General features: G+C 57.3%; 3 protein-coding genes and 3 pseudogenes. 3 read left to right on the forward strand and 3 right to left on the reverse strand.

Translation table 11 applies throughout. The features are described 5' to 3' along the window. Positions 1–187: pseudogene (locus CU102_RS28100) on the forward strand (IS630 family transposase); the annotation flags it as partial. A gap of 110 nt (positions 188–297) precedes the next feature. Here the strand turns inward: CU102_RS28100 and CU102_RS28105 are convergent. Next, positions 298–672: a VOC family protein gene (locus CU102_RS28105; protein ID WP_106714328.1), complete on the reverse strand. Its 375-nt coding sequence runs from the start codon at positions 670–672 to the stop codon at positions 298–300. Between the two features lie 215 nt (positions 673–887). Between CU102_RS28105 and CU102_RS31230 the strand changes: the two are divergent. Next, positions 888–973 (forward strand): annotated as a pseudogene (locus tag CU102_RS31230) (type II toxin-antitoxin system mRNA interferase toxin, RelE/StbE family); the annotation flags it as partial. Between the two features lie 267 nt (positions 974–1240). Here CU102_RS31230 and CU102_RS28110 read toward each other — a convergent pair. Both CU102_RS28110 and CU102_RS30745 read right to left on the reverse strand, forming a co-directional pair. Continuing rightward, positions 1241–2242, reverse strand: a complete 1002-nt coding sequence (locus CU102_RS28110; RefSeq protein ID WP_106714329.1) for an ABC transporter substrate-binding protein — start codon at positions 2240–2242, stop codon at positions 1241–1243. Between the two features lie 201 nt (positions 2243–2443). After that, positions 2444–2628, reverse strand: a pseudogene (locus CU102_RS30745) (TetR/AcrR family transcriptional regulator); the annotation flags it as partial. Positions 2629–3122: 494 nt separating this feature from the next. Between CU102_RS30745 and CU102_RS28125 the strand changes: the two are divergent. Next, positions 3123–3317, forward strand: a complete 195-nt coding sequence (locus CU102_RS28125; protein ID WP_106714331.1) for a hypothetical protein — start codon at positions 3123–3125, stop codon at positions 3315–3317. Positions 3318–3901: the final 584 nt, after the last annotated feature.

The following is a 3901-nucleotide window of genomic DNA, read 5'->3' on the forward strand; positions in this document are numbered from 1 at the left end:
GAAATATTCCCCCGACCTCAATCCGATCGAACAGGTCTTTGCCAAGATCAAGCACTGGATGCGCCAGGCTCAAAAGCGAACCGTCGACGACACCTGGCGCCATCTCGGCTACCTCGCCAACACCATCGAACCAGACGAATGCGCCAACTACTTTACCAACGCAGGATACGCTTCGGTGAAAACATGAAACGCTCTAGGACAGAGGCGACGGTTCCCTCGCCCCCTTCCCAACGTTTGACATGAGGGGCGGCCACAAGTGGGCGAAGCCCGCTTGTGGACGTCCCCTCGATGGAAGGGTTAGGCCTCGGGTTCGTGGCAAACCACTTCGATGTTGTGCCCGTCCGGACCAATGACGAAAGCTGCATAGTAGTTCGCGTGGTAGTGCGGGCGCAGACCGGGCGCACCATTGTCTTTGCCACCCGCCTCCAGAGCCGCGCGATAGAAAGCTTCGACTTGCTGGCGATTCTCGGCCGTGAATGCCAAGTGAAGATGCGCCGGCGTCTCCTCGGTTTGGTACAGGCACAATGAAGCCTTACCCTTTGGGCTAAGCTCGACACCGTACGTCGGCGGCCCCTCCGAGACAACAGCTACGCCGAGCGGTTCGAGTGCCTTGAGGAAGAACGCTTTGCTCGCTGAATAGTCGCTGGCTCCGAATTTGACGTGGTCAAACATGAGTTCTCCAATCAAGTGTGTGGGCCTGCCTGACGGAGAAGCAACCGGAGCATGCCGCCTGCTGCGCGCCTTGCAATGTCTGCTTGCGCTGCAAAGCAGTGCGTCGCGGCCGCTTCGCGTCTCAGACTTTAATGGCATGTCTCAGCCATTAATGGCAAGGAACAAAGGGCGGGGAGTCCAGAGGGGCAGCGCCCCTTTGGGCATCTTCAGGCTACATTGAAAGAGAGAATCCGAAGGCAGCGGTCCACGTAGACGAGGAGATCGCCAAGCTGTTCGTCGTCTCCTTGGCTTTCCCGAAAGCAGTCGGGCTCGCATTCTACGTGTTCTGCATGGCGCCCAGATGTGGCCTTTCGAGTTCGGCGACGAGTAGACGCAACTCCGATGCATTTCTAGCAGTCGGCGGTATACCCGTAGCTAAAATCGCCGCCACGGCGCGACAATCGTGACACCCGCGAAACTTCGAAGGTCGCACCGAGAATTTGGCTTGCGTTAACCGCCGACATCAAGAATTCCGACCCGTACAGCAAGCGAATTGCGTGTGCATTTGCGCACCGCAATTATGTGGATGTCAGAGAGAAGCCTCGATTTTCTTCGCCGCTTCCGGGGAGACCCACTTGGTCCAGATGTCCTTGTTTTCCTTGAGGAAATGCTTGGCTCCATCTTCACCAGTCGCCTGATTGTCAGTCATCCAGGCCATCAGCTTGTTGACCGTATCGTTGCTCCAGGAACGCTTCTTGAGATAGTCGATCACTGCCGGATCTGCCTTTTCCGAGAAGGGCTTTGCGACCAGCGTTACAATGGTGTCGACCGGCCATGCATTCGGCTTCGGATCGGGGCAATCTGCTACCGTGTTGCAACGCTTCCACTCCGCCGGGTCAGCGGGGGCGCCGGCCTCCAGCTTCACCATCGGATATTTGCCGAGCAAAGCGGTCGGTTCCCAGTAATAGCCAACCCAACCCTGCTTGCGCTCATGGGCCTTGGCGATGGAACCGTCGAGGCCAGCTGCGGAACCGGTATCGACAAGCCTGAAGCCAGCCTTCTCGGCGTCAAAAGCTTTATAGAGCTGCGTGGTTACGAGCGTGCCGCCCCAACCGGATGGTCCGTTGAAGATTGCTCCCTTTGAAGAGTCTTCAGGATCCGGGAAGAGTTCCGGATGCTTCAGCATGTCCGGTATGGTCTTGATATCCGGGTGGGCATCCGCAAGGTATTTCGGAATCCACCAGCCTTGATTGCCGCCATCCGGGAGCGGCGAGCCGACCGCTACGATCTTACCCTCGTCAGTTCCCTTCTTGACGATTTCGGGGAGCAGATCGACCCATGCTTCGGGGGCGATATCCGGCTGACCCTTTTCGGCCATAGAGGTGATTGTCGGAACTGTGTCACCGACGGTGATATCTGCCTGACAGCCGTAACCTTCGTTCAGGATGATCTTGTCAAGATTCGAAAGTACCTCGGCGCTCTGCCAGTTCATGCTGGCGATTGTGATACTGCCGCATTCCGCAGCGCGGGCAAAGGACGCTCCTCCTAGCAGGCCGAAAATCAGGCATGTGGATGCAAGTAGTTTTTTCATTGCCGTTCCCTCTTTGTGCGGGCTTCAATTTTGAGCGGAGCGCCGCGAACATCTCCCATCTTCACCGACTTTGCGAATGCAGTACCCTCCTGCATCTGGCAGGCGCATATGTTCGAGCATCGATCCAGCGATTGCTCCACCCGGCCAATCGTCTGCGCCAACTGTGCCAATTCCCAACTATCTGCTCACTTCGCTGGAGTGTCACGCTGGTTTATAGCCATGCCTTGCGAAAAACCGGTCAAGCTCCCTCTGCTGTGGTATCGCGTCGGTATAAATTGCGATGTACGCAGGAATGCGCTTCATGGGGATCCCGATATCCTTCTCGGACTGCATGGAGATGTGTCCGATCGAATGAGGTAGATTGTTCGTTCGCGCACATCGGCGGTCGGCTATTCGCACCTGGTCCAAGATGTGCGTGAAACAACCGACGGAAATATCGCGTTTCTATGGATGTTGCTCATCATCACTGTATTAACGCCAGCGATCGTCCGGTCAGCGCATAGCGACAGAAATCGGCGGCGCGCCCGAGATACGATCGCTCCTCTGAATGGCTTGATCTCGGTCAATTTAGTTCTGACTAGAACTGCCCGCTCTAGGAGTTCCCTTGCGAACTTCTCGATCTGCGTAGATCTTTTCCATCAGCCGCTTTAGCCAAGCCGTCGCCGGATCGCTCGCCATCTGTTTATGTATGATCAACGATATGGGCATCGAGGGGAGCGCCAGCGGGGCCTTTACGAACCTTACCTGACTATGCTCGTCCAGGAGCAGGACGATGCTATCGGCGCAATGGGTGATCAAATCGGATCCTCTCAGCGCCCAGGGTAAGACCAAATAGTTTGGTATCGTCGCCGCGACCTGCGGAGTAAAGGAGGAAGCCCACTTGGAAAAGCTGACGGAAGCCCTTTGGGCGGAGCGTGCCCGATCGGTGGTTGGAATAGTCGCGAAGCTCCATACCGTTCTGCTGAGATATGAGGACGACGGTCGACGCGACGAGCCGCCATGGCCGCAAATCCGGTCAATCCTCATGGACCTCACCCGCCTCGATGGTACCGGTTTTGGCCGCTCCGACGCGTGACCTGAACAATCAAGTCGCTAGCGCCGCAGAATGTGCAGCGCGAACCATCCGAACCGTACGGATATCTGATTATACGCATTGTCGAAATTTGAATCCGGCGACGGCGTGCCTGCCCCGCGTCGGGTCTTTGTTCCCTGGTGGTGAACCCCCAGAGCCGCGCACACCCCGGCCATGTCAGCGCAATGCGGCCATGCAGGGGCTGGAGCGAAGCGTCCCTTGCATGGAAGAGGCGGTGACATAGGGGGCTGCGTCAGCGGCGTTTCGGGTGAACCCCTGGAGGGCGTCCGGGTGGGGTTCAGGGGGAGGGCGGAGCGCCTTCCCCCTTCCAATTTCAACTGCCGAGCGCAGCGAGACAGCACAGACATGTAAACGTTTGTTCTCACAGATTTTTTGGCTAAAACGTTTCTAGGGCGGGATAGCCGTCGCGACTGAATTTTGCCAACTGGCGCCAACGGGGGACATGCAGCACTTAAGCACCCACATCGACGATAGACTGGCCGAACGCTTTTCAGCGCTGGCTCATGTGCATGGCGGAAAGTCCGCCTTGCTGCGTCACCTCGTGCGTCTGGCCGTCGATGGACCAT

The sequence above is a fragment of the Phyllobacterium brassicacearum genome (assembly GCF_003010955.1).
GTDB classification, from domain to species: Bacteria; Pseudomonadota; Alphaproteobacteria; order Rhizobiales; family Rhizobiaceae; genus Phyllobacterium; species Phyllobacterium brassicacearum.

Excerpts from the sequence above, each read along its gene's own strand:
- CU102_RS28105 (WP_106714328.1), bottom strand. The coding sequence starts at position 672 with ATGTTTGACCACGTCAAATTCGGAGCCAGCGACTATTCAGCGAGCAAA.
- CU102_RS28110 (WP_106714329.1), bottom strand. The coding sequence starts at position 2,242 with ATGAAAAAACTACTTGCATCCACATGCCTGATTTTCGGCCTGCTAGGA.